At 69.1% G+C, this 23,982-nt stretch carries 22 protein-coding genes; 15 read left to right on the top strand and 7 right to left on the bottom strand.

What is annotated here, in order from left to right:
* Positions 1 to 176: 176 nt before the first annotated feature.
* The gene (locus CRT23_RS09725) at positions 177 to 1,403 is read right to left on the bottom strand and encodes an MFS transporter (protein WP_245436096.1); all 1,227 of its coding nucleotides are present in this window, start codon (positions 1,401 to 1,403) and stop codon (positions 177 to 179) included.
* A 678-nt stretch (positions 1,404 to 2,081) separates the two neighbouring features.
* Between CRT23_RS09725 and CRT23_RS09720 the strand changes: the two genes are divergently transcribed.
* Together CRT23_RS09720 and CRT23_RS09715 are read left to right on the top strand one after the other, a co-directional pair.
* Positions 2,082 to 2,456, top strand: coding sequence for a response regulator (locus tag CRT23_RS09720; protein ID WP_348628842.1), 375 nt, complete (start codon positions 2,082 to 2,084; stop codon positions 2,454 to 2,456).
* 191 nt (positions 2,457 to 2,647) lie between these two features.
* On the top strand, positions 2,648 to 2,887 hold the full coding sequence (locus CRT23_RS09715; protein WP_103709521.1) for a hypothetical protein: 240 nt from the start codon (positions 2,648 to 2,650) through the stop codon (positions 2,885 to 2,887).
* Between the two features lie 241 nt (positions 2,888 to 3,128).
* Here CRT23_RS09715 and CRT23_RS09710 read toward each other — a convergent pair whose 3' ends face one another.
* Both CRT23_RS09710 and CRT23_RS09705 read right to left on the bottom strand, forming a co-directional pair.
* A complete protein-coding gene (locus CRT23_RS09710; protein WP_103709520.1) occupies positions 3,129 to 4,172 on the bottom strand; it encodes a zinc ribbon domain-containing protein in 1,044 nt (347 codons plus the stop codon).
* A 412-nt stretch (positions 4,173 to 4,584) separates the two neighbouring features.
* Positions 4,585 to 5,289 carry a YafY family protein gene (locus CRT23_RS09705; protein WP_103709519.1) on the bottom strand — a complete coding sequence of 235 codons (705 nt, stop codon included), beginning with the start codon at positions 5,287 to 5,289 and terminating at the stop codon, positions 4,585 to 4,587.
* Between the two features lie 86 nt (positions 5,290 to 5,375).
* Here CRT23_RS09705 and CRT23_RS09700 point away from each other — a divergent pair, with 86 nt between their 5' ends.
* From CRT23_RS09700 to CRT23_RS09690, 3 genes are all read left to right on the top strand, one after another.
* The gene (locus tag CRT23_RS09700; RefSeq protein WP_103709518.1) at positions 5,376 to 5,789 is read left to right on the top strand and encodes a VOC family protein; all 414 of its coding nucleotides are present in this window, start codon (positions 5,376 to 5,378) and stop codon (positions 5,787 to 5,789) included.
* Between the two features lie 300 nt (positions 5,790 to 6,089).
* Positions 6,090 to 6,926, top strand: coding sequence for a formate/nitrite transporter family protein (locus CRT23_RS09695; protein WP_055949910.1), 837 nt, complete (start codon positions 6,090 to 6,092; stop codon positions 6,924 to 6,926).
* Positions 6,927 to 6,989: 63 nt separating this feature from the next.
* Positions 6,990 to 8,729 (top strand): bifunctional protein-serine/threonine kinase/phosphatase, encoded by a 1,740-nt coding sequence (locus CRT23_RS09690; RefSeq protein ID WP_103709517.1) that lies wholly within the window; start codon positions 6,990 to 6,992, stop codon positions 8,727 to 8,729.
* Between the two features lie 722 nt (positions 8,730 to 9,451).
* Here the strand turns inward: CRT23_RS09690 and CRT23_RS09685 are convergent.
* Positions 9,452 to 10,270, bottom strand: coding sequence for an IS5 family transposase (locus CRT23_RS09685; RefSeq protein ID WP_103709516.1), 819 nt, complete (start codon positions 10,268 to 10,270; stop codon positions 9,452 to 9,454).
* Between the two features lie 84 nt (positions 10,271 to 10,354).
* On the opposite strand from CRT23_RS09685, the gene CRT23_RS27755 reads away from it, so the two are divergent.
* The 4 genes from CRT23_RS27755 to CRT23_RS09665 all read left to right on the top strand — a co-directional run bounded on the left by CRT23_RS27755 (position 10,355) and on the right by CRT23_RS09665 (position 14,195).
* Entirely contained in the window at positions 10,355 to 10,861 is a 507-nt protein-coding gene (locus CRT23_RS27755) for a hypothetical protein (RefSeq protein WP_146056355.1), read from the top strand.
* A gap of 321 nt (positions 10,862 to 11,182) precedes the next feature.
* On the top strand, positions 11,183 to 11,926 hold the full coding sequence (locus CRT23_RS09675) for a (Fe-S)-binding protein (protein ID WP_103709514.1): 744 nt from the start codon (positions 11,183 to 11,185) through the stop codon (positions 11,924 to 11,926).
* Positions 11,923 to 13,605, top strand: a complete 1,683-nt coding sequence (locus CRT23_RS09670) for a lactate utilization protein B (RefSeq protein WP_245436095.1) — start codon at positions 11,923 to 11,925, stop codon at positions 13,603 to 13,605. Before CRT23_RS09675 ends, CRT23_RS09670 begins: the two co-directional genes overlap by 4 nt.
* The gene (locus CRT23_RS09665; protein WP_103709513.1) at positions 13,602 to 14,195 is read left to right on the top strand and encodes an LUD domain-containing protein; all 594 of its coding nucleotides are present in this window, start codon (positions 13,602 to 13,604) and stop codon (positions 14,193 to 14,195) included. Before CRT23_RS09670 ends, CRT23_RS09665 begins: the two co-directional genes overlap by 4 nt.
* 19 nt (positions 14,196 to 14,214) lie before the next feature.
* Here the strand turns inward: CRT23_RS09665 and CRT23_RS09660 are convergent, their stop codons facing one another.
* A complete protein-coding gene (locus tag CRT23_RS09660; RefSeq protein ID WP_103709512.1) occupies positions 14,215 to 14,691 on the bottom strand; it encodes a hypothetical protein in 477 nt (158 codons plus the stop codon).
* A gap of 389 nt (positions 14,692 to 15,080) precedes the next feature.
* Here CRT23_RS09660 and CRT23_RS09655 point away from each other — a divergent pair, with 389 nt between their 5' ends.
* The 5 genes from CRT23_RS09655 (at position 15,081) to CRT23_RS09635 (ending at position 21,384) form a co-directional block, all read left to right on the top strand.
* Complete coding sequence (locus CRT23_RS09655; RefSeq protein WP_103709616.1) at positions 15,081 to 15,941, top strand: transglutaminase family protein; 861 nt, start codon at positions 15,081 to 15,083, stop codon at positions 15,939 to 15,941.
* A gap of 177 nt (positions 15,942 to 16,118) precedes the next feature.
* Positions 16,119 to 17,531, top strand: a complete 1,413-nt coding sequence (locus tag CRT23_RS09650) for an ethanolamine ammonia-lyase subunit EutB (protein WP_103709511.1) — start codon at positions 16,119 to 16,121, stop codon at positions 17,529 to 17,531.
* A 68-nt stretch (positions 17,532 to 17,599) separates the two neighbouring features.
* Entirely contained in the window at positions 17,600 to 18,391 is a 792-nt protein-coding gene (gene eutC, locus CRT23_RS09645) for an ethanolamine ammonia-lyase subunit EutC (protein ID WP_245436094.1), read from the top strand.
* A 376-nt stretch (positions 18,392 to 18,767) separates the two neighbouring features.
* Positions 18,768 to 20,498 carry a dihydroxy-acid dehydratase gene (gene ilvD / locus CRT23_RS09640; RefSeq protein WP_103709510.1) on the top strand — a complete coding sequence of 577 codons (1,731 nt, stop codon included), beginning with the start codon at positions 18,768 to 18,770 and terminating at the stop codon, positions 20,496 to 20,498.
* Between the two features lie 61 nt (positions 20,499 to 20,559).
* Positions 20,560 to 21,384 carry a tetratricopeptide repeat protein gene (locus tag CRT23_RS09635; protein ID WP_103709509.1) on the top strand — a complete coding sequence of 275 codons (825 nt, stop codon included), beginning with the start codon at positions 20,560 to 20,562 and terminating at the stop codon, positions 21,382 to 21,384.
* 68 nt (positions 21,385 to 21,452) lie between these two features.
* Here CRT23_RS09635 and CRT23_RS09630 read toward each other — a convergent pair whose 3' ends face one another.
* Both CRT23_RS09630 and xth read right to left on the bottom strand, forming a co-directional pair.
* Positions 21,453 to 22,082, bottom strand: a complete 630-nt coding sequence (locus CRT23_RS09630) for a glutathione S-transferase family protein (protein WP_103709508.1) — start codon at positions 22,080 to 22,082, stop codon at positions 21,453 to 21,455.
* Between the two features lie 65 nt (positions 22,083 to 22,147).
* On the bottom strand, positions 22,148 to 22,942 hold the full coding sequence (xth, locus tag CRT23_RS09625; RefSeq protein WP_103709507.1) for an exodeoxyribonuclease III: 795 nt from the start codon (positions 22,940 to 22,942) through the stop codon (positions 22,148 to 22,150).
* Between the two features lie 98 nt (positions 22,943 to 23,040).
* Here xth and CRT23_RS09620 point away from each other — a divergent pair, with 98 nt between their 5' ends.
* Complete coding sequence (locus tag CRT23_RS09620) at positions 23,041 to 23,850, top strand: ceramidase domain-containing protein (protein WP_103709506.1); 810 nt, start codon at positions 23,041 to 23,043, stop codon at positions 23,848 to 23,850.
* The last annotated feature ends 132 nt before the right edge of the window (positions 23,851 to 23,982 follow it).

The following is a 23,982-nucleotide window of genomic DNA, read 5'->3' as shown; positions in this document are numbered from 1 at the left end:
CCTTTCCAAGGCGTATCAAAACTTCATCGGCATCCATTTCCCGTACAGGACGGCCTCGGCCGCGACGGCACGCCTGCTGGCGCCGGAGCCCGCATGGAGCGGGTGAGACCCGCGCCGGGGCGGCCCGACACGCCCGGGGGAGGGGGCTTCGATCGCCCCGGTTCGCGGTCCACCCCTCATGCCGTCGCCGACCGGATCGCCCGCCGGGCGACGATCACCGAGAGGATTCCGTTCACCACCGCGATGCCGAGAATCAGGTCGAGGAGGACGTCGAGGCCGAACCAATCCGTGAGGTAGCCGCAGGCCAGGGGTGTTGCCGCCTGCCCGAGAAGGGGCAGGCGCGCGAGCCGGCCCATGACGGCCGCGTAGTCGTCCTGGCCGTAGAGGGTGAGGGGTAGGGTTCCCCGCACCACGGTCCGCATGCCGTTGCCCGCCCCGTAGAGGACGATGGCGAGCCAGGCAAAACTCGGCGCCGTCGCCAGGATCAGGAGGCCGAGCCCGACGCTCCCGCTCGAGACGAGGAGCGCCCAGGCCGGATGGGCGCGACGCCCGAAGACGAGTTCGAGGATGCGGGCTCCGACCTGGGACGGCCCGATGAGCGCGCTCAGGGCCACGGCCGCACCGGCGGAGACGTCCTTGGCCTGCAACAGCAGCAGGAGTTGCACCGAGACCGCCGTCATGATGACCGCCGCGCTCGTGAACGTCACGGCGAGGAGGTGCTCGCCCGGCAGGCGAGCCGGCCCGGTGGGTGTCGCGAGCGGCGTCGCGCCCACGGCGGGCGGAGGGAGGACAGCAGCGCTCCGCTCCCGGCGGGGGAGGGCCCAGGCGAAGAGCGGCGCCACCACCAGGACCGCGAGCACGGCGTAGACGACGCAGGTGCCGCGCCATCCGACCTGGACGACGAGGAAACGCGTCGCCGGCCAGCACACGGTGATGGCAAAGCCCGACGCGATGGCGATCTGAGTCATCGCCCGGCGGGCCGAGGCACCGTAGGCCTGCCCGATGGCGGCGAAGAGCGGATCGTAGAGGGCCGCCGCCATGCCCGCGCCGATGACGGCCCAGGCGAGGAGGAAGATCGGCAGGTTCGGGGAGACCGCCATCAGGATCTGGCCCGCGGCGATGACCAGGGATCCGGCGACCAGGACGGTCCGGCCGCCATGACGCCGGATCATCCGGCCGATCCAGGGTGAGAGGACCCCGGAGATCAGGATCGCGAGAGACAGGGCACCCACCACCATGCCCTGCGGCCAGCCCGTGGACTGGACGATGGGATCGGCCAGCACGGCCAACAGGAAGAACGAGCCGCCCCACAGGACGATCTGGGTCAGGCCGAGGGCGACGTTGCCCGGCAGGGTCGGTCCGGCGGCTGTTGCCGGCGGGGGCGCCGGAGACGTCTTCGGCAAGGGTGTTGGGGACACGGGTGTTCTGGACAAGGGGGCACTGCTCCGCATTCCGGGCAATCCATCGTCGGCCTGAGAGGATCGCGGTCTGGCGGTTTCTCCGGGTGGACGAGCTGTATCCCACCCGGATGTCGCGCGCGACGCGATCCGCCGCGACGGCCCGGATGGTGTCTCCGACGAAACCCGGTGCGCGGCCCACCGGCCGAGCGGCGGCAGAGGCGATCACGGGTGTCCGGGACGGGGTCGGATCGACCGGCGGCGAGACCCGCACACTGGAACACGGCTCCCACGTGGCCGAACCGTTTCGCGATGCTGCCGGCGTCTTCTTCCGCGGGGGTCTTCTTCGAAGGGAGTCTTCATCCAAGGAGGTCTTGGTCCGGCAGAGTCTTGGTCCGGCGGAGTCTTGGTCCAGGAGGGCCATGCTGGCCCGGCTTGCTGAGGAGAACCCGCGCCGGCGGTATCCGCGTTCCTGCCCATCGGCGCATCGCCCGATGGGGTGCTGCCGGTTCTTTCTCCGGAACGGCCCCGCCCGAGGCGGAAACGGCCCGCCTGTGGAAGCCGCTCCGATGCAATGAACGCGGAGCGCCTTCCCACGTTGGTAACCCTGAACCTCCTTATCATAGAGCAAATTGCACGGGCATGAGCCAACCTCCAGACGCCTCCGCCCGCTACGCGCTCATCGTGGACGACGATGGCCTGATCCGCATGGACATCGCCGACATCCTCGAAGACGCGGGATTTCTGACCTTCGAGGCGTGCGATGGCGACACAGCCATCGCCTTGCTGGCGGACAAGTTCGAACAGGTGGTGCTCCTGTTCACCGACGTTCAGATGCCCGGTACGCGCAACGGCTTTGCCGTCGCCCGGGAAACCGCACGCTGCTGGCCCCACATTTCCATCGTGGTGGCCTCCGGGCACGTGCAGCCGGGTCCGGATGAAATGCCCGAGGGAGCCGTCTTTATCGGTAAGCCTTTCACCGCCGGCATGGTGCACGACCATCTCACCGAGATTTTACCCGATGGGAACAAGCCCGAGCCCCTGCGTCAAAGGACTTGATGCACCAGAGCCGCGCGGTTCCTGCACGCGAAATGGGCATCGTGCTCGCGGAAATCTGAATACCTCCGCACCGTGCCCAGTGGTAGATGCGTGGCCACGGCACGACGCTACTGCTAAGTTTCACCTTGTCGCGGTAATGGCGCGTTAGGTGGCCCATGCATCTCTGTGCCTCGACTTCGGAGGGGCGGGACATGGCGGCTGAGCAGGCTGCTCGCGCTGATGGATTTCTTGCCGTCAGCGACGAGATCATTGATGGTTGCTACTTGGTGATGATGGTTTGCCCGCGCGGCAGCGTGCTGCTCATCACCAAGTTCGATGCCCAGAGCGACGACGCGGCGCTCGTGGTGGCCCAGGGCATGCGCAACGAGCACGCCGTGGAACTTTGGCAGGGCGTGCGCTTCATCGAGCGCTTCGATCCCGTGGCCCCATAGGGCGGAGCGGTCCGTGCCGGGCGGACCTTCCGGTACGCTGGCGGAAGGCCCTGCCAAGCGCCTCGCGCCCGGACGCTCGGCAACACGGTCGTGACGTGGACGGACGGGTCCTGATTCCCTTGCTGTCGCGCGCGGACTTCGCGGCCGGGCTCGGAGCTGCGTTTCGGAAGCGTCGCGGTTCGAAGGCGTCTGGGTTCGAAAGCGTCTCTTGGGTCGGGGCGTGCCCAGCGCAGGATCCCGCTCAGGCGGGTCCTGCGGCGGGCGTGCCACAGGCGTAGCAGAAGCGCTCGAACGTGCTCTTGCGACGGGTGCAGGCCGGGCAACGCTCGAAGACCCCGATGCCGCAATGCGGGCAGAAGTTCGCCTCCGCGTTGGTGAGATCGATCGGCCGTTCGCAGCCGGGACAGACCTTCTTGGCGAGCCGCAGCAGAGCCTGGTCGGTCGCGATCTCCGTTCGGCGCTCCTCGTTCGGCCGCGCCTCGGCCGCCTTCTGGCGCGCGTTGTAGGCCTGCAGCGCGTTGATCGCGGCGCGGCCGACGACGAGGGTCAGGATGACCCCGACGCCGTATTGCACGTAGCCGCCGTAGCTCGGCAGGTAGGGAACGAGCTCGACGAAGAAGGCGAAGGCGGCCGCGAAGGCAAAGCCCCAGACGAAGGGCCAGTTGCGCGTGCGCCGCCGCTTCAGCAGCAGCCATCCGGCCAGGGCGAGCAGCGGGAGCGTGAGGGCGAGCCGATAGCCGAACACGCGCAGCTCCTGCTCCCGCTCGGCCGCATCGAGCTTCGCCTGGGCGGTTGCGCGCAGTTCCGTCTCGACCCGCTCCTGGGCGTCTTCGCGCTCCGAGAGGGCAAGCTGTGCGCTCGCCCGCTCCTCCAGGCGCTCCTCGATGGCGCGCTCCGCACTCTTGAGGGTGTCGAGCTGCTGTGTGCGGGCAATCAGTCCGGGATCCTGGTCGACCCGCTGCGTGGCGTCGCGGGTCTTCAGCCAGTTGGCGAAGGTTTCCTGCGCGGCCTCGGACGCGGCGCGCGCGGCCGCAAGGGCAAGCTGGTCCTGTTCGGCCCGGCGGCGGCTGTCCGCCTGCTCGCGCCTGATCTCCCGCAGGGCCTCGGCGGCCGGGCGCGCCTGATCGGCATCGAGGAACTGGTCGAGGCTGTAGCGATGCTCGACTCGGGGGAGGTCGCCGACCACGAGGGAGCCGAGGCCGATCAGGAACCAGGCGAAGAGGAACGCCACCAGCCAGAGCACGAGCGTGAACCAGCGTTCGGAGAGCCTGCGACCAGATGCCATTTCAGTAACCTTGCTCGGGCGTGATGGGCCTGCATCCGCCGATGTGCGGCGCCGGCCTCGCCGATACGCGCGTCTCGGGATGCCCGCAGCGTTCCGAGCGCATCGGGACGGCCCCTGATCTCGCAGGAGACATCGGCCCTGTCACCAACGATCTGCAGCCGATCTCAGCCCGGGCGCACCCGGCTCTCGTCCTTCCGGCACGATTCCGGAGCGCGGACGGAGCGGTTGTCGGCGCAGGACGACGTCGCCTTCCGGCTCGTGCGGTCGAAGCGCGTCCCGAGCGCTCCGGCGATGCGCGGCCGTCGCGTAGCTCCTGCCTTCCGAGACCGGAGACCGCGCCCCGCCCTGAGCCGAAGCGGCCGGCCGACGCAGGGCCGACGCAGGGCCGACCAGGAGAAGCCGGCCTGACGCGTCAGGCCGCCGGCGGAGCCGCAGCCCCGTTCTCCAACGCCTCCAGGTAGGCCCGCAGCAGCGACGCCCGTCCCGGCCGGAAGCTGCCGCCCGCGACCCGGGCCTCGACGATGCGGTCGACCCGGAACATCCGGAACGCCTCGCGCAGGCGGCACCAGGCCAGAACGACCAGCCGCCGCTCCGTGTACACGAGCGCCAGCGGCAGGATCGTGCGCTGCGTGGCCGCGCCGTGTTCGTCCGTGTACCGAATGGCGAGCGCGTCCTCCCGCCAGCACGCCTGCCGGATCAGCCCGAGGCCCGGCACGGGGAGATAGCGCGCGTCGGGGCGGTAGACCTTCGACACGGCGTGAAACAGCTGCTGCTCGCGGTCGTCCGGCAGGGTTGCGGCGACCTTGGCCACGACCGAGGCCGCGGCCGCCGCCAGGTCGGGGTCGCCCATGCGACGCACCTCCGCCATGCCGAGGGCCAACGCCTCGATCTCCAGGCGGTCCAAGGTCTGCGGCGGCAGCGCATAATCCTCGGTCAAGCGGTAGCCGTAGCCCCGCTCGCCGTCGATCCGGGCCCCGGCTGCCCGCAGGCTCTCGATATCCCGGTAGAGCGACCGCACGGAGACGCCGGTCTCCTCGGCGAGCCGTGCGGCGGTCACGGGGGCGGGCAGGGTGCGCATCGCTTGGAGGAGACGGAAGAGGCGGTCGCTCCGGGCCATCACGCTACTGCCGGTTTCTGTCAGGTCGGGGTTGGTACATCCCGGTCGCCAGGCAGGACAACACGTCCCGCGCATCGGAGACCGCCATGAGTGTCCAAACCACGCCCCATCTCAACTTTCGCGGCCAGGCCCGCGAGGCCCTCGACTTCTACCGCTCCGTCTTCGGGGGCGAGCGGACGATCGTCACGTACGGAGACCTCGGGGCGACGCAGGACGCGGCGCAGGCCGAGCAGGTGATCTGGGGCCAGGTGGCGTCCGATCAGGGCTTCCGGATCATGGCCTACGACGTGCAGCCGGAGAAGCCGTGGCACCCCGGCGAGAACGCGGTCTACGTCTCGGTCCGCGGCAGCTCGGCCGAGACGATCACCGCGCACTGGGAGACGCTGCGCGCGGGCGCGTCGATCCTGCAGCCGCTCGGCGCCTCGGCCTGGTCCCCGCTCTACGGGATGCTGAGGGATCGCTTCGGCGTGACCTGGGTCCTGGACGTCATGGTCGCCTGACCTCCCGGTTGGCGGACGATCGCAGATTCGTTCGCCGTCCGGCACCGGGGCCGCGGGGGCGCCCCGTGTCGGTCGCGTCGGTTGCGAAACCGGCGGTGTCGGGGAACCGCGAACGCGCTCCCCGGGCGGTGATCGGCTCCGAACGGGTACGGCTCTTGCATGCCGATCGGCGACAGGCGACGTGCGAGACCCTCGCACGTCCCTCGCTGCAGGCCGCGCAATGAAGCGTGGCCGGATGAGGGCCTCGGCCCAGCCCGTCCGGCGAGCTTTGCAGAAGCCCGAACAGGAAAAGGACCCGATATGGCCTATCTCGCCCCTGCTGAGTTCGTCACCAAGATGGTGGATGCAGGCGAATCCAAGATCTTCATGTCGACCCGCGACACCATCATTCGCGCCTACATGGCCGGCGCGATCCTGGCCCTCGCCGCGGTCTTCGCCGTCAGCATCACGCAGCAGACCGGCATTCCCATCCTCGGCGCCGCCCTGTTCCCGGTCGGCTTCTGCATGCTCTACCTGCTGGGCTTCGACCTGCTCACGGGCGTGTTCGTCCTGGCTCCCCTCGCGCTCCTGGACCGCCGGCCCGGCGTGACCTGGGCGGGCGTGTTCCGCAACTGGGGTCTCGTCTTCCTCGGCAACTTCCTCGGCGCGCTCACCGTGGCCCTGATGATGGGCTTCGTGTTCACGTTCGGCTTCACGGCGCCGGCCGACAAGGTCGGTGAATTCATCGCCCATATCGGCGAGCGGCGCACCGTCGGCTACGCCGCGCACGGCGTCGGCGGCTGGTTCACAATCTTCATCCGCGGCATGCTGTGCAACTGGATGGTCTCCACCGGCGTCGTCGGCGCGATGATCTCGACCACGGTCAGCGGCAAGGTGATCGCCATGTGGATGCCGATCATGCTGTTCTTCTACATGACCTTCGAGCATTCCGTGGTGAACATGTTCCTGTTCCCCTTCGGCCTGCTCATGGGCGGCCAGTTCTCGATCGGCGACTACTTCTTCTGGAACGAGATCCCGACCGTGCTCGGCAACCTCGTCGGCGGCCTCGCCTTCACCGGTCTGACTCTCTACACCACCCACGTCCGGACCGCCCCGAAGCGGACCGTCGTCAACGCGGAGCGCCGCCTCGCGGCCTGAGCGCCGACTCGGCGGTCGCGCCCCGCGCCGCACGGTGCCGGGCGCGACCGCCGGGATCTGCCGATGTCTTCGCCTCTGATCCTCTCCCTCGGCCAGGCCAGCGAGCGCGGGCGCAAGGAGACCAACCAGGATTTTCACGGCGCGCGCGTGCCGGAAGGCGCCGCGCTGGTTCTGCGGGGAAGCGCCATCGCCCTCGCGGACGGGATCGGCAGTAGCCCGGTCAGCCACGTCGCGAGCGAGACGGCGGTCCGGAGCTTTCTGTCCGATTACTACGAGACCCCCGAGACCTGGTCGGTGAAGACGGCGGCCAGCCGCGTCATCGCCGCGACGAATTCGTGGCTTTTCGCCGAGACCCGGCGCAACCGGCACCTGCAGGATCCCGAGGGCTCCCGCGATCGGGGCTACGTCACCACCTTCAGCGCCCTCGTGCTGCGGTCGCGCACCGCCCACATCTTCCACGTGGGCGATGCCCGCATCGCACGCGTGGGACAGCGCTCGCTCGAAGTCCTGACCGAGGACCACCGCGTCGTCCTCTCCGCCGACGAATCCTATCTCGGCCGGGCGCTCGGTGCCGCCGCCCATGTCGAGATCGACCACCACGCGGTGGCGATCGAGGGCGGAGACGTCTTCGTCCTGACGACGGACGGCGTGCACGAGCACGTGCGGCCGGAGGCGATCGTCGCCGCGATCGCGACACATGCCGGCGATCTCGACCGGGCCGCCCGGGAGATCGTCCGCCAGGCCTACGACAACGGCAGCGGCGACAATCTCACCGTCCAGATCGTGCGCGTCGAAGCCGTGCCCGACGGCGCGCTGGACGAACTCTCGGGCCGGATCGACGCCCTGCCTCCGGCGCCGCTCCTCACTCCGCCGACCACGTTCGACGGCTACCGCGTGCTGCGAACGTTGCATGCGAGCCACCGCAGCCACGTCTACCTGGCGATCGATGCGGAGAGCGGGCGCAACGTCGCCCTCAAGGTGCCGTCGACGGAGTTGCAGACCGACCCGGCCGGCCTGCAGCGGCTGATGATGGAAGAGTGGATCGCCCGGCGGATCGACAATCCGCACGTGTTGAGCGCGCCGCCCCAGACCCGGCGGCGCAGCCACCTCTACACGGTCATGGACTACGTCGAGGGCCGGACGCTCGCCCAGTGGCTGAGCGACACCCCGGAGCTGGACCTCGAGGAGGTGCGGCGCCTCGTCGAGCAGATCGCGGTCGGCCTGCGCGCCTTCCACCGCCGTGAGATGGTCCACCGCGACCTGCGCCCCCACAACATCCTGGTCGACGCCGCGGGCACCGTCCGGATCATCGATTTCGGCTCGACCCGGATCGGCGGGCTCGCGGAGGACGATGCGACCGTCGACGACACGGTGCTGGGCACCGTGCAGTACACCGCCCCGGAATGCCTCGCGGGACGCCCCGCCACGCCGCAATCGGACATCTTCGCGCTGGGCGTGATCGCCTATCAGATGCTCACCGGACGCCTGCCCTACGGCACGCGCGCGGCCCAGGCCTTCAGCGAAGCCCGGGCCCGGCGCCTGCATTACGTCTCCCTCGCGGCGGCGCGCGCGGGCCTGCCGGCCTACGTCGATGCAGCCCTGCGGAAAGCGGTGCACCCCAATCCGGCCCAGCGCTACGAGGTTCTCTCGGCGTTCCTCCACGACCTGCGCCACCCCAACCCGTCGCTGCCCGGCCTCCGACGGGCGGCGCTGCTGGAGCGCGATCCGGTGCTGTTCTGGCAGCTGGTCTCGCTCGTCCTGGCGGTGGCCGTGGTCTGCCTGTCCGTGCGGCTGGCCGCCTGAGCCGGCGCGTCGCCCGCGCGGGGACGGGACCGGTCGGATGTGCCGCGCCGGGGTTGTACCGGGCGATCCGCCGGAGAGATGTCTGCGCGAGTCGCCGGCGCGATCCGATCGAGGCCGAGCCAACGATCCGGATCGAGATGGACATCGCAGCTTCGGCAAGCAACCCGCAGCGCGGAGGCCAGCGAACGCTTACCGTTTCCGCGTTGAAAATCCGATGGCGCACGGGCCTGCGCCTCGGACGCCATCCCGGACGGCCGCCCGTGCGCGAAACCGGCTCCCCCTTTCGGGCCCGATGCTCTCAGCCTGCCGCCGCGTGGGACTGTCGTTTCAGCACCTCGGGAGGGGCGCGCCTCTGATGAGCGCCATCCGGCCGAGATACCCGGCACACCCGTTCCGGTTGATACTGATATCATCATCGATCTTTGAAATAGGAATGGGATCCAGATTGACACAAGCGAACACAAACCTAAGGTGATGTCGAATAGAGTCTCCTCAGCATATTTTGTAAGACGCCAGAGATTTGGGTCAAGAACGTGAACTTGACACGCCGTGGCTGCTCGAGACGTCACCTTGAAGGACTCGGCCAGAGGCTTCGGTTCAGACCTGTGCGCACCAAGCCCGCATAGTCTCCCCTCAATATGAAACTGAGCGTAACAACATGCTGCCGACGGATGACGAAACCGATCTCTTATCCGCCCTCGACGTCAGCGTGAGACCCCGTTTCATAAGGCGCGGGCGATCCGTCTGACGAGGATCATGGCTGCGGCGAGCACGAAGAAGGCGAGCGCAGAGGACGGGGTCGCCTCGTGATCGTGGGCCAACCTGCGGCAGCGGGCGATCCAACCGAAGCTCCGCTCAATGACCCACCGCCTGGGTTGGACCGAAAAGCCCTTCTGGCCTTCCTTAGGTTCGACGATCTCGACCGTGATGGTCGTGGCCGTGCCAACGCGCTCGCCTCGATAGGCACGGTCGGCAAAGCAGTGGGCGAGGAAGGGGAACAACCCACGCGAGGCTCGAAGTAGGGCAATCGCGCCGTGGCTGTCGTGCAGGTTAGCGGGTGAGACCCCAGCCAAGAGCAGGCGGCCGTCCGTATCCGTCAGCGCGTGGCGTTTGCGCCCGACGACGCGCCGGGCCGGATCGTAACCGCGCTTGCCGGCCACCCCCACGCCACCCGAGCGGGCGGCTTGCGCATCGACGACACAGCCGGTCGGGCAAGCCTCGCGTCCGACCCGCTCACGGTCAACCAACGTGAGGGCATGGGCGAGGCGTTCGAACACGCCTGTCTGCGAAAGGCGCAAGAACCAGCGATGGACCGTGCTCCACGGCGGGAAGTCCAGCGGCAGATGCCGCCACGCGCATCCTGTCCGCAGCACGTACAAGATGCCGTCAATGACTGCGCGCAGTGGCCGGCGCCACGGGCGGCCTGTGCTGGACGGCGCCGGTAGAAGCGGCGCAAGCACCGCCCACTCGGCATCACTGAGGCTGGTTGCGTAGGGAAGGCTCTCGCGCGCAAGCTCGGCGCGGGCGGCGGGCGTCCACATCGGGGGTCCTGGGTGAGCGTCAGACACTCTCCCAACACCCACGATGCCCGCCGCTCACCCAACAGCTAAGCTGTTCAGCCCGTTATGAAACGGGGTCTGACGCAGAAGACGAATTGTAAGGATACAGCCGGGGCAATAGAGCTCTACGAAGCCGCCTTCCAGAAGCATCCCGCGTTGATTCAAAAACGCGGCCTGGACAAGCTCGGTTTACTCATTCAGCACGACACAAACCGTGCAAAACCATTCGCTGAAAATCTCATCCGACATGTGTTTTCAGACAACCAGCCGAAGAAAATCCTGATCGGCTTTATGATCGCAAACGATGAGATCAACATCTCACAGATGCAGGGGAGAGCAACGGATCGAGATCTTATTGTTTTTGCCTATGACGTTCTCACTGAGCAGCGTCTGCTGTTCGATGAAAAAACATCGCCCCATTTGCATATGTATGTTGATGCAAGCTTGGCTCGGCTGCTCGTGGATCTGGGTCGCACAGACGATGCCCGGATCCACCGTGATACGGCACAGCAAAGCGCATTGAAGCTCAACGATACGCGCATGATAAAGATGCTAGACGATTTCGAATTTTGATTGATCGATAGGATCGCGCGATCAAATCAATTCCGAGACCAACCGTTAATATCAAGTCTCCGTTATATATCGCGAATGATTCCAACACCTCGCGCGCGCGTTCGACGTGCAACCCGCGCCGCCGGCGCCAGCGGACTCTGACCATCCCCCACCTAACCCCAACGGCCATCCGGAATGCGCCCCAGGGCACCATTCCCGCCCCCTGCGCGCGAGAAACCGGTTTCCCCTTTCCGGCCCGATGCTCTAAACCCGGCCCCAGAGTAGAACATTTCCAAAGGCGGCCGGCGGGGTGTCCCGATGGGCGCGGGACCAGGGAACGCCATGCGCATCGGACTGTTCGTGCCGTGCTACGTCGACGCCTTCGAGCCGGAGGTGGGGGTCGCCACGCTGGAGCTGCTGGAGCGCTTCGGGCTCGCCGTGGACTACCCCTTCGACCAGACCTGCTGCGGTCAGCCGATGACCAACACCGGCTGCCACGCCGAGGCGGCCGCCACCGAGGCGCTGTTCGTCAAGAATTTCGCCCCGTTCGACTACGTCGTGGCCCCGTCCGGCTCCTGCGTGCATCAGGTGCGCGAGCACCTCACGGCGATCCCGCAGACGGACGAGGTCAAGGCGGTGCGGGCCAAGACCTTCGAGCTGGTCGAATTCCTGCACGACATCCTCAAGGTCGAGGAATTTCCCTGGGCGGAGTTCCCGCACCGGGTCGGCTACCATGGCAATTGCAACGCCCTCCGGGGCATCCACCATGCCCGCCCGTCCGAGCTGAACGCGCCGTTCTTCTCCAAGCCCCTCGACCTGCTGAAGAAGGTCAAGGGCATCGAGATCGTCGCCCCCGCCCGGCCCGACGAGTGCTGCGGCTTCGGCGGCACCTTCTCGGTGTTCGAACCCGCGGTCTCGGCCAAGATGGGCTACGACAAGGTCTCCGATCACGCCCAGGCGGGCGCCGAATACGTCGTCTCGGCCGATTCCTCCTGCATGATGCACCAGAAGGGCTGCGCCGACCGGATCGGCGTGCCGCTGAAGTTCATCCACATCGCCCGCATCCTCAATGGAGCGACCGCATGAGCGCCTCCGAAGACCTTCAGCCCCGCGGCGAACAGCGTCCGCCTGACGAGGCCCGCCGCGACGGCGTGATCCACCCCGAGGTGCTGGCCGGCAACGACGAGAGCGAGCGCGGCCAGGACGGCCAGCGCCTGCAGCACGCCGAGGGCGCCTCGCGGCCGATCTCGGCCAAGGCCATCTCGCCGAAGGCGCCCCGGGAGCCGCAGCCGCGCGGCGCCAAGATCCGCGGCGACCGCCCCATCGATCAGGCCGAGGCCGCCGAGCGCTTCCTGGCCGCGCCGATGCACCAGAAGGCGCACGACGCCCGGCTCTGGGACCTGCGCTCCAAGCGCGACACCGCCGCCTTCGGCATCCCCGAATGGGAGGAGCTGCGCGAGCTCGCCTCGCAGATCAAGACGCACACCCTGGCCAACCTCGACCGCTACCTCGAGCAGTTCGAGGCGCAGGCCAAGGCCAACGGCGTCCACGTGCACTGGGCCGCCGACGGGGCCGAGCACAACCGCATCGTCCACGGCATCCTCAAGGATCACGGCGCGACATCGCTGATCAAGTCGAAGTCGATGCTCACCGAGGAGTGCGGCTTCCGGCACTACATGGCCGGCACCGGCATCGAGGTGATCGAGACGGATCTCGGCGAGCGCATCCAGCAGCTCGACAACGAGGAACCGAGCCACGTGGTGGTGCCGGCCGTGCACAAGACCCGCTTCGACGTGGCCGAGGTCTTCTCCCGCACCATGGGGACCGACCCGGAGAACGACGACGCCCACTACCTGGCCGAGAGCCAGCGCATGCACACGCGCCCGCTCATCCTGGAGGCGGATGCGGGCCTGACCGGCTGCAACTTCGCCATCGCGGAGACCGGCACGGTGGTGACCTGCACCAACGAGGGCAATGCCGACCTCTCGGGCAACGTGCCCAAGCTCCAGATCCACTCCATCGGCATCGAGAAGCTGATCCCGCGCATCGAGCATCTCGGCGTGTTCCTGCGCCTGCTCTCGCGCTCGGCGCTGGGCTCGCCCATCACCCAGTACACCTCGCACTTCCGGGCGCCCCGCGCGGGCACCGAGATGCACATGGTGCTGGTGGATAACGGCCGCTCCGAGCGCCTCGGCATGGAGGAGTTCTGGACCTCGCTGAAGTGCATCCGCTGCGGCGCCTGCATGAACACCTGCCCGGTCTACCGGCGCTCGGGGGGCCTCTCCTACGGCGCCACCTATTCGGGCCCGATCGGGCTGATCATCGACCCGACCTTCAACAAGCGGAAATACTCGACCCTGCCGTTCTCCTCGACGATGAACGGCTCCTGCACCAACGTCTGCCCGGTGAAGATCAACATCCACGAGCAGATCTTCGCCTGGCGGAAGGTCCTGGCGGAGGAGCACCAGATCCCGCTCCTCAAGCAGGGCATGATGAAGGCGGCGGGCCAGGTGCTGAGCCGCCCCGCCACCTACCGGGCCGCCATCGGGGCGGCCGATTCCGCCCTGAAGGTGCTGCCGCGCTTCGCCGTCTACAACCCGCTCAACACCTGGGGGAAGGGCCGCGAGATGCCCGAAGCCCCGCGCCAGACCTTCCACGCCTGGTACAAGCAGAACCGCCTGGCGAAGGCGGGGGGCAAGAAGATCGACGGCAAGAAGAGCGACGGCAACACGAGCGACGGCAACAAGTCCGGGGGCAACAAGTGAGCGTCCGCGAAGCCACCCTGGCACGCATCCGCCGGAACCGCCCGGCCGGCGAGCACCCGCTGCCGGAGGTGCCGCTCTTCGCGCCGCTGGTCGGCGACGACCGCGTGGCCGAGTTCGGCGAGCGCCTGAAGCGCATGGGCGGGCGGCTCGCCGAGGCGCCGCCCGAAGGGGACCTCTTCGCCAGCGTGCGCGAGCGCCTGGACGGCGCGGCGGTCATCGCCTCCGCCGTGCCGGAGATCGCGGGCAACCGCGATCTCGGCGCCGTCGCCCGGCCGCAGGACCTCGCCGACGTCGACGTCGCCATCGTGCGAGCGGTGTTCGGCGTGGCCGAGACCGGCTCGGTGCTGTTCACGCAGGCCGAGTTGAAGGTCAACGCCGTCGCCTATCTCGCCCAGCACCTCGTGGTGCTCCTCGACCCGGCCGACATCCTGGTGAACATCCAGGCGGCCTACCGTCGCCCGGACTTCGCCCACGCCGCCTACGCCGTGCTGCACACCGGCCCCTCGGCCACCGCCGACATCGAGGGCGTGCTGATCCACGGCGCGCAGGGCGTGCGCTCGCTCACCGTGATCCTGGCGCCGCGGGCCTGACCGGGCCCGTGCCGGGCCCTCAGCTGATCCGCAGCGCGTCCTGCTGCTCCGGGGGAACGAGCGAACGCAGCCGCTTGGCCACCGCGGTCGGGGCGTTGCAGATGGTGACCAGCCGCCAGACGATGGACCAGCCATCCGCCACCTTGGCTTGGGTGTAGGAGAAATCCGCCTGCGCCGGTTGCCGGATCCCGTTCTGGTCGAACAGGTAATACTGCCAGACCGAGTAGGGATTGGGCGTCGGGTCGGTGAAGGACTGGGCCAGCTGGTACATCCCCTGCGGGTAGGTGATCCCGGTTCGACCTGTGAAGTCCGCCGGGTGGACGTAACCCAGGGAATTGACGATCCGGTTTCCCTGGAAGGTCAATTCCGTTAAGGTGAAGTTCTTGTCGACCTTCGTGATGTAATTCATCACGTCGAGGACCGTGCGTCCTGGGACCTGGGTGAAGTCGACCGCGTAACGATAAAATATTCCAACAACGCTGAAGTTGACGGTCATGGCGTAGTCCCTGCGGCATCAGTAAAGCGCGCCAAGCCGCTGCCGATGCAGCGTGACGAGGCCTCCACGCCTGAGATGAAGGAAGGTCTCCCGAATCGCCGGACAGGCACGTCTAGGTGGCATTACTCGCGTGAGAAAAGCAACCTCAGATTTATTTTTGCCGTCTGCTGTTCCGGGGCCGCGGGCGCGACAGGCGTTGCGGGCGGACACGCTGCGTCAACCCAGACCCTCGCGAAACCCTGGCGGGACCGGCCCTGCGGGGAGGCTCGAACGTCGCGATGGCATGCTGCGAGGCGCGATCCTTGCTATGGTTCTCTCCGATCACGTCGTCCTCGCTGCGGTCATCTCTGCTCGGGTGACGACCCGAACCTGCCGGCAAGGAGCGGATGGTGCGCTATCAACTGGGCTGCAATTTATCCTACAACATCCTCTCGGACACGACGTTCATCTTCAATCTTGAAGTCGCGCGCCTGCGCAGCGTCGAGATCCTCAATGAAAGCCTGGTGTTGTCGCCGAACTTGAAGCGCGACATCTACATCACGCCCGACCTGCAGAACCGGTATCTCGGCGTCAACGTGCCGGTCGGGCAGTTCTCGCTGGAATACAGTGCCGAGGTCGAGCTCACCGTGCACCGGGCCGACCCGGCGACGATCAACGAGACGCCGATCGCGAAGCTGCCCCTCGACATCCTGCCCTTCCTGCTGCCGAGCCGCTTCGTCTCCTCCGACCGGCTGACGCCCTTCGCGCTGGCCGAGTTCGGTGCCCTGCCGAAGGGCCATCAGCGCGTCAACGCGATCTGCAACTGGATCCACGACCACCTGACCTACCAGCCCGGCACCAGCGACGGCGAGACCACCGCGGACGAGAGCCTGCTCAAGCGGGCAGGGGTCTGCCGGGACTTCGCGCATATCGGCACCGCCTTCTGCCGGGCGCTCGGCATCCCGGCCCGCTTCGTCAGCTGCTACGCCCACGGCCTCGTGCCGAGCGACTTCCACGCGGTGTTCGAGGCCTATCTCGACGGGCGCTGGTGGCTGTTCGACGCCACGCGCCAGGCCGACCTCGACGGGCTCGTGCGCATCGGCGTCGGCCGCGATGCCGCCGAGATCGCGTTCTCGACGCCCTGGGGCAACATGCAGCCGGTCAACCAGCAGATCCGCATCGTGCGGGCGGACGGGCAGGGCAGCCCGGCCCAGCGCACCGTCGACGCGATCTCCACCGAGGAGCCGGCCCCGCACGCCGGCGCGGCCTGAGGGTCGGCGGACACACGCCCCGACGCACGCGCTCGGCAGGCGCGCCGCGTCGGGCTCGCTGCGCCGGGCTCGCTGCGCCGGGCTCGCCGCGTCGGTCTTGCCGTTCGGTCTTGCCGCGCCGGTCTTGCCGAAGCGGGCCGGGGCGCGATCTGGACAGTTCACGGAGGGCATCGCGCCATGGCCTATCGTCACGTCGTCGGTCCGCGGACCCACGTCTTCGCCGATCTCGCAACCCTGATGGCGAAGGCGACGCCGGTGCGGTCGGGCGACCGGCTCGCCGGCATCGCTTCCGAATCTGCCGAGGAGGAGATGGCGGCGCGCTGGTGCCTCGCCGAGGTGCCGCTGCGCGAGATCCTGGCGCGTCCCCTGATCGCCTACGAGGCCGACGACGTCACGCGCCTCATCCTCGACACCCACGATGCGGGGGCCTTCGCCGAGATCGCCCATCTCACCGTCGGCGATTTCCGCGAGTTCCTGCTCACCGCCGCGCCGGGGACCCTGGCCCGGATCGCCCCCGGCGTGACGCCCGAGATCGCCGCGGCGGTCTCCAAGATCATGCGCAACCAGGACCTGATCCTGGTGGCGCGGAAGTGCCGGGTGGTCACCCGCTTCCGCAACACCATCGGGCTGCCGGGGCGCCTCGCCGTGCGCCTGCAGCCCAACCACCCCACCGACGATGCCGCCGGCATCACCGCCTCGATCCTCGACGGCCTGTCCTACGGCTGCGGCGACGCGGTGATCGGTCTGAACCCCGCCTCCGATTCCGTCTCGACCCTGAGCGGCCTGCTCCACCTCTTCGACGACCTGATCCGGCGCCTGGAGATTCCGACGCAAGGGTGCATCCTCACCCACGTGACCACCACGATCGCAGCGATGAACCGGGGCCTGCCCGTCGATCTGGTGTTCCAGTCGATCGCGGGCACGCAGGGGGCCAATGCCAGCTTCGGCGTCACCCTGCCGATCCTCCGGGAGGCGCACGAGGCGGCCCTCGCCCTCAAGCGCGGCACGGTGGGCGACAACTGCATGTATTTCGAGACCGGGCAGGGCTCGGCCCTCTCGGCCGGCCAGCATCACGGCATCGACCAGCAGACCCTGGAGGCGCGGGCCTACGCGGTGGCGCGGCCGTTCCGGCCCCTCCTGGTCAACACGGTGGTGGGCTTCATCGGGCCGGAATACCTCTACGACGGCAAGGAGATCATCCGGGCCGGGCTGGAGGACCATTTCTGCGGCAAGCTCATGGGCGTGCCCCTGGGAGTGGACGTCTGCTACACCAACCACGCCGAGGCCGACCAGAACGACATGGACACCCTGCTGACCCTGCTGGGGGCGGCCGGCTGCAACTTCATCATGGGCATCCCCGGCGCCGACGACGTGATGCTAAACTACCAGTCCACCTCGTTCCACGATTCCCTCTACCTGCGCGAGGTCCTCGGCCTGAAGCGCGCCCCGGAATTCGAGGCCTGGCTGGAGCGGATCGGGCTCACCGACGCGGACGGCGCCCTGCTACCGCAGGGGCCGAGCGCCCGTCTGCTCGCGGCGGCGCCGGGTCTCGCGACCTCCGGCCTCGCGGGTTCGGGCCTCGCCGCATGAGCGCCGACCGCCGTACGGGCGCCACCGGTCCGGACGCCGATCCCACGATTGATCCCATGATTGATCCCATGATTGATCCTTGGGCCCGGCTCGCCCGGCTCACCCCCGCCCGCATCGGCCTCGGCCGGGCCGGCTCCGGCCTGCCGACCCGGGAGGTCCTGCGCTTCGGCCTCGCCCACGCCCAGGCCCGGGACGCCGTGCACACGCCCCTCGACGCCGGGGCGGTGAGCGCCGGCATCGCCGGACTCGGCTTCGAGACCCTTACGGTGGCCTCCGCCGCCCCGGACCGGGCGACCTACCTGCGCCGGCCCGACCTTGGCCGCGCCCTCGGGGACGGGGCTGCGGCGGCGCTCGCCGCCGGCGGCGACGGCCCCGTGGATCTCGCCCTCGTGGTCGCCGACGGCCTCTCGGCCCGGGCCGTGCACGAGGGGGCGGCGGGCTTCCTCGCCGCCTTCAAGCCGCATCTCGACCGGGCCGGCTGGCGCGTGGCGCCCGTGGTGGTGGCGACGCAGGCACGGGTCGCCCTGGGCGACGGCGTCGGCGCGGCGCTCAGGGCCCGCGCCGTGGTGGTGATCATCGGCGAGCGGCCCGGCCTGTCCTCGCCGGACAGCCTGGGGCTCTACCTCACCCTCGACCCCCGGGTGGGGCGCTCGGATGCCGAGCGCAACTGCATCTCGAACGTGCGCCCGGCCGGGCTCTCGCACGATCTGGCCGCGTTCAAGCTCGACTGGCTCCTGACCCAGGCCTTCGCCCTCGGGATCTCCGGCGTGAACCTCAAGGACGACAGCGGGCCCGCCCTCGCGGCGGCCCCGGGCCCGACCCTGCTGGGCGACGGATCGGAGTCGGCCCAAGGCTCCTGAGGCTTCAAGGCTCCTGAGGCTTCAAGGCTCCTGAAGCCTTCGCGCGCGGCCGGGAGACGAAAATGGCCGTCGCTTCAGGTTGTTCGGAAGAAATCCCGCCCGAAAGCGTGGCTGTGGCGAGGTCGCAACACCCCGAAAGCATCCCGACTTTGCCTTGGGAGACGCCTCTCGCCGCCGCGATCCCGCCATAAACCGGGACCACCTCAGCAAGCGCGGTAAACGATAGTTCCCCCAACGCTTTACCGCGGAGTTCAGACGCTTTCCGAGAAACGGTCCGGTGGGGCCGCGCGCCGTGGGTCCCCACGGAACGCACCCATCTGTTCGCGGTCGCGCCGAACCCACACATGCGTATCAGGCCGGGGCGGTGAGACGAACGATGGACGCGAGCAAAACCGACAAGTCGAAGCTTCCGAGCCGCCATGTCACGGAGGGGCCTGAGCGCGCTCCCCACCGCTCGTACCTCTATGCCATGGGCCTGACCCGCGAGCAGATTCACCAGCCGCTGGTGGGCGTCGCCTCCTGCTGGAACGAGGCCGCCCCCTGCAACATCTCGCTGATGCGCCAGGCGCAGGCGGTGAAGAAGGGCGTCTCGGCCGCCCACGGCACCCCGCGCGAGTTCTGCACCATCACGGTGACGGACGGCATCGCCATGGGCCATGCCGGCATGCGCGCCTCGCTGCCCTCCCGCGAGGTCATCGCCGACTCGGTCGAGCTGACCATGCGCGGCCACGCCTACGACGCCCTCGTGGGCCTGGCCGGCTGCGACAAGTCCCTGCCCGGCATGATGATGTCGATGGTGCGCCTCAACGTGCCGTCGATCTTCATCTACGGCGGCTCGATCCTGCCCGGCTCGTTCCGCGGCCGGCCGGTGACGGTGCAGGACCTGTTCGAGGCCGTTGGCAAGGTCGCGGTGGGCGACATGTCCCTCGAGGACCTCGACGAGTTGGAGCAGGTCGCCTGCCCCTCGGCCGGCGCCTGCGGCGCGCAGTTCACCGCCAACACCATGGCCACCGTCTCCGAGGCCATCGGCCTCGCGCTGCCCTACTCGGCCGGCGCGCCGGCGCCCTACGAGATCCGCGACAGATTCTGCATGACCGCGGGCGAGAAGGTGATGGAGCTCATCGCCAAGAACATCCGCCCGCGCGACATCGTCACCCGCAAGAGCCTCGAGAACGCGGCGGCCGCCGTCGCGGCCTCCGGCGGCTCCACCAACGCGGCCCTGCACCTGCCGGCCATCGCCCACGAGTGCGGCATCAAGTTCGACCTGTTCGACGTCGCCGAGGTGTTCAAGCGGACGCCCTACATCGCCGACCTGAAGCCGGGCGGGCGCTACGTCGCCAAGGACATGTTCGAGGTCGGCGGCATCCCGCTGCTGCTCAAGACGCTCCTCGACCACGGCTTCCTGCACGGCGACTGCATGACGGTCACCGGCCGCACCATGGCGGAGAACATGGAGCGGGTGCACTGGAACCCCGACCAGGACGTGGTCCGCTCCGCCGGCACGCCCCTGACCCCCACCGGCGGCGTCGTCGGCCTGCGCGGCAACCTCGCCCCCGAGGGCGCCATCGTGAAGGTGGCGGGCATGTCGGAGGAGAAGCAGGTCTTCACCGGTCCGGCCCGCGTCTTCGACGGCGAGGAGGCCTGCTTCGAGGCCGTCCAGAAGCGCACCTACAAGGAGGGCGAGGTCCTCGTCATCCGCTACGAGGGCCCGAAGGGCGGCCCCGGCATGCGCGAGATGCTCTCCACCACCGCGGCCCTCTACGGCCAGGGCATGGGCGACAAGGTCGCGCTCATCACCGACGGGCGCTTCTCGGGCGCCACCCGCGGCTTCTGCGTCGGCCATGTCGGGCCCGAGGCCGCCGTCGGCGGTCCGATCGGCCTGATCCGTGACGGCGACATGATCACCCTCGACGCCATCAAGGGCACCCTCGACGTGGCGGTCTCCGACGCGGAGTTCGCCCAGCGCCGCGCCGCCTGGAGCCCGCGCACCAACTCGGCCACCTCCGGCTATTTGTGGAAGTACCAGCAGACCGTCGGTCCGGCGGTGAACGGCGCGGTGACCCATCCCGGCGGCGCCGAGGAGACGCACACCTATGCGGACATCTAGGACAGCCCACGGCCGCGTCACGCGGCCGGCACGGGCCGCCCGGGATCGGCCGCCGGCCTCGATGGGCCGGCGGCTCGCCGCGGCGGTCGGGCTCGTGTTCCTCGGCGCCCTGCCGGCGGCGGCCCTCGACGCCACCGCCCGGACACCGGTGCCCAGCGGCAACTACCGCAGTGCCCGCGAAGCCCTGCGCATGGGCGTGCGCGACTACAATGCCGGCGACAAGGAAGGGGCCGCCCGCGCCCTGGAATACGCCGCCGAGCAGGGCCATGCCCTGGCGCTGTGGAAGCTCGGCCGCATGTATGCGGAGGGCGACGGCGTGCCCCACGACGACCTGAAGGCGTTCGAGTTCTTCTCGCGCATCGCCGACGACACCACCGACGAGGGGCCGGACGCCCAGAACTCGGGCGTGGTCGCAAGCGCCTTCACGGCACTCGGGACCTACTTCCTCGACGGGATCAAGGGCACCTACGTGCGCCCGAATCCCGAGCGCGCCTACGACATGTTCAACTATGCCGCCTCGTATTTCGGCGACCCGAACGCGCAGTACAACCTCGGCCGGCTCTACCTCGACGGCACCGGAGTCGACACCGACGCGCGCCAGGCCGCGCGCTGGTTCAACCTCGCCGCCGAGAAGGGCCATGCCCCGGCCCAGGCCCTGCTCGGACAGCTCCTCGTCAACGGCCAGGGCGTGCCGGCCCAGCGCGCCCGGGGCCTGATGTGGCTCTCCATGGCTCGGGAAGCCGCCCAGGGGCGCAAGGACGACTGGATCGTCGCCCTCTACGAGAAGGCCTGGGCCACGGCCAGCGAGGAGGACCGCGCCGCCGCGATGGCGCAGGCCTCCCAGACCACCGCCCAGGTCACCGGATCGGCGCGCCGCCGGCGCTGAGGTCCGACGGTCGCGCCTCCCGGGGACGCTCAGTTCGGGCAATCCGTTCGGCCCGTTAGTTCGGCCGATCAGTTCGGCGATGTCCTGGCCGCAAGCGCCGTCACGAAGGACGGGCGCGCCAGGGTGGCGCTGACGTAGCCGGCGAGCTTCGGCCAGCGCCCGGCATCGACGGTTTCACCGGCCAGATGCAGGTTGTGGAAGCCCGTGGCCACGGAGATGTCCGCGACGCTGAAGGCGTCCCCGACGAGGTAGGGCCCGTCGATCTGCCCTTCGAGGTAATCGTAGATCTTCGGCAGGTCCTCGTTCAGGGCCTTGGCGACGGCGCCCTCGTCGCCGGGCTGCCCAAGCATCTTGGGCTTCACCACACGATTGGCGAAGGGGGCGATGATGGCGTCGAACATCTCGGTGTCGCCGTACTTGTCGAACCAGATCGCGCGGCCGCGGGCCTTGGCCTCGGACGGGTACAGCGCCGGGCTCGGGACCTTCGCCTCCAGGTAGGTCAGGATCGCCGAGGAATCGGCCAGCAGGAAGCCGTCGTCGTCGAAGGCGGGAATCTTGCCGAGGGGGCTCGCCGCCTGGAACGCCGCATCCTCGGCGTGGAAGAACAGCGGGATGTGCTCCACCGCCTGGCCCTTCTCGGCCAGGGCGACGAGGACCTTGCGGACGTAGGGCGAATAGCCGGTGCCGTAGAGTTTCACGTTTGGGGGTGCTCCATGTTGGGGGGATCGGTGGAGCCCAACCCCCGGGCGCGCGGATCGTTCGCTCACGCGTCGGTGAGGTCCGCCGTCACCGGCACGTGGTCGGAGGGCTTTTCCAGGCCCCGCAGGTGCTTCTGCACCGAGGCCGCGGTCAGCCGGTCGGCGGCCTGTGGCGAGAGCAGGAGGTGGTCGATCCGGATCCCGGCATTCCGGTTCCAGGCTCCCGCCTGATAGTCCCAGAAGGTGTAGAGGCCGGGCCGCGGGTTGCAGGCCCGCAGGGCATCGGTGTAGCCCTCGGCGAGGAGCGCCCGGAACGCCGCCCGGCTCTGGGGCAGGAACAACGCGTCCGCGCGCCAGGCCTCGGGGTCGGCGACATCGTCCGGCTCGGGAATGACGTTGTAGTCGCCCGCCAGCACCACCGCCTCCTCGCCCTCGCGCAGGCCCTGCGCATGGCGCCGCAGCCGCTCCAGGAAGCCGAGCTTGTAGGGGTATTTCGGGCTGTCGACGGGATTGCCGTTGGGCAGGTAGATCGAGGCGACGCGCACGGGGCGCACCCCCTCGCCGGAAACCAGCGCCTCGATGTAGCGGGCCTGCTCGTCGCTGTCGTCGCCGGGGAGGCCGCGGCGGATCTCGGACATTGCCAGGGGCGCGCGCACCAGCAGGGCGACGCCGTTATAGGCCTTCTGACCGAGGGTCTCGACGGCGTAGCCCGCCGCCTCGATCTCCGCCCGCGGAAACCCCTCGTCCTGGCATTTCAGCTCCTGCAGGCAGACCACGTCGGGCTTGGCCTCGTCGAGGAAGCCGACGAGGTGACCGACGCGCTGCTTGATCGAATTGACGTTCCAGGTGGCGATCCGCATGGGCAGGGGGTCTCTGGGAGTTGGGGCGCGTGGGTGTCCGTCATCGGGCCTTCGCCGCGGGCTGGCAAGGCGTGACGCGAGACGAAGGCGAGGTCCAGATGGAAGGTGATTGGCTGGCGCCGATCTGCGCCTATTGCGAGCGCGGCGATCCTGGCTTCTGGGCGGAGCCGGTCAACGCCCTGTCGAACGGCGCCTACCTGGTCGCCGCCGCCCTGGCGACAGCGCGCGTGCGCCGTGCCCGGACGAGCGATGCGCCGGCCCTCCTGCTCAGCGCCCTGGTGGCGGTGGTGGGGGTCGGCTCGTTCCTGTTCCACACCCTGGCGGTGCGCTGGTCGCTGCTCGCCGACGTCATCCCGATCGCGCTCTTCATCTACGCCTACTTCCTGCTGGCGATGCGGCGCTACTTCGACCTCGGGATCGGGGCGGCGCTCGCCGCCACCCTGGCCTTCGCGGCGTTCAACCTCGGCCTGGAGCCCGCCCTCGACGGGCTCACGGGCCGGTCGACGGACGCGCTGACCAACGGCTCCCTCGCCTACGCCCCCGCGATCCTGGCGCTGGCGGGCGTCGCCGCCGGCCTGCTGACGCCGCGGGGCCCCCTCGGCCCGGCCCAGCCAGAGGCCGGCCTCGGCCTCCTCGATCCGGCCAGGCGCGAGGCCGGGCTCGGCCTCCTCGATCCGGCCAGGCGTGAGGCCGGGCTCGGCCTCCTCACTCTGGCTAAGCACGAGGCCGGGCTCGGACTCCTGGGGGTGGCCGCGCTGTTTGCCATCTCGCTCGGCTTCCGCACCCTCGACCGGGCGGTCTGCCCGGTCTGGCCCCTGGGCACCCACGCCGTCTGGCACCTGCTCAATGCCGGGGTGCTCTACGGGCTCATCGCCGTCGCGGTCCGATACCGTCGGCACCGATCGTAACGCCGGGGCTCCAGGACGGCCGGCCGTTTTGTTGCGCCCCCCGGCAAATCGTTGCAGAAGATCGGGCCGCGTCGAGCGCGGCATTCGCCTCCGCCGATCGACGCCGAGCCCGCACCGCCGCCGGACGCGGCA

The sequence above is a fragment of the Methylobacterium sp. V23 genome (assembly GCF_002917135.1).
Taxonomy (GTDB): Bacteria; Pseudomonadota; Alphaproteobacteria; order Rhizobiales; family Beijerinckiaceae; genus Methylobacterium.
The sequence above is the reverse complement of the archived record's forward strand: the minus strand, read 5'-3'. Positions and strand labels throughout refer to the sequence as shown.